Below are 882 nucleotides of genomic sequence, written 5' to 3' on the forward strand. Positions count from 1 at the left end.
ATTATCCATATCTTTACCTATTTTCCTATCCATAAACGATACTGGATTTAAACAGTATCCAGCTTTAAACGATATATAGTTATAAAACACTTCTAATTTGTACAAAAGTGCAAGCCTATTGATCCAATAAAGCTAGCACAATAGAAAAAAGATGGGATAGAGTTCTCTAACCCACCTTTTAGGTTTAATAATTACATGATATCTCATCAATAACAACCAATAAGATGATTAAATTTATCAGTAATTACAATTACTTATTTGTTGATTTTCCAGTACTGCTGGTATTACTAGTTCCAGTCTTTGTGCTCGTTTTCGTATTTGAGGTATTCGAGTTAGTATTGGTATTTGTCTTTGCACCTGATTTGGTATTTGCACCAGTCGCAGTTTTCGCAGCTTTTGTGGCTTGTTCAGTAAACTGCTCAGCCATTTTGTTCATGTTTGCTGCGTACTCTTGACCTTTTTTTGTTGCTTGATCAGCAGTTTTCTGCATACTTGACTGCATTTGCTCACTGGTTTGACCCTGAACTTCACCCAAAACTTTCATAACGTCATCATGCATATTGCTGCCAAGCTCTGTCATGCGCTGAGCGTCTGATAGCATTTTCTGACTGATAGTATTAAGCATCTCTGCTTGCTTACTGCTAAAGTCTTTGGCAGCTTCTGGAGAGTCTATTTCTGAAACTTGACGCATGTTTTCTAAACCCATTTCTGCGTAGGTCTTAATAGTATTAAGTGAAAACTCGGTCATCATTTCAGCGTTTTTTAAAAAAGCTTGGTTCAACTTGGTCCAAGGTTCAAACATTTTTTGGGCGCTTTCGTTGAACTGATTGACATAATCTTGCGGGGTCTGTTGTGACATATCATTACTCCTTGTATCGAACG

General features: G+C 36.8%; 1 protein-coding gene. It reads right to left on the bottom strand.

Annotated features, from left to right (window positions below; all coding sequences use genetic code 11):
- Nucleotides 1–250: 250 nt before the first annotated feature.
- A complete protein-coding gene (locus tag ACS8FD_RS18280; protein WP_439276895.1) occupies nucleotides 251–859 on the bottom strand; it encodes a phasin family protein in 609 nt (202 codons plus the stop codon).
- Between the last annotated feature and the right edge of the window lie 23 nt (nucleotides 860–882).

This window comes from Psychrobacter sp. 1U2 (assembly GCF_051847575.1).

Bases quoted from the DNA above. Each gene is read 5' to 3' on its own strand.
- ACS8FD_RS18280 (WP_439276895.1), bottom strand. From the start codon at position 859: ATGTCACAACAGACCCCGCAAGATTATGTCAATCAGTTCAACGAAAGC.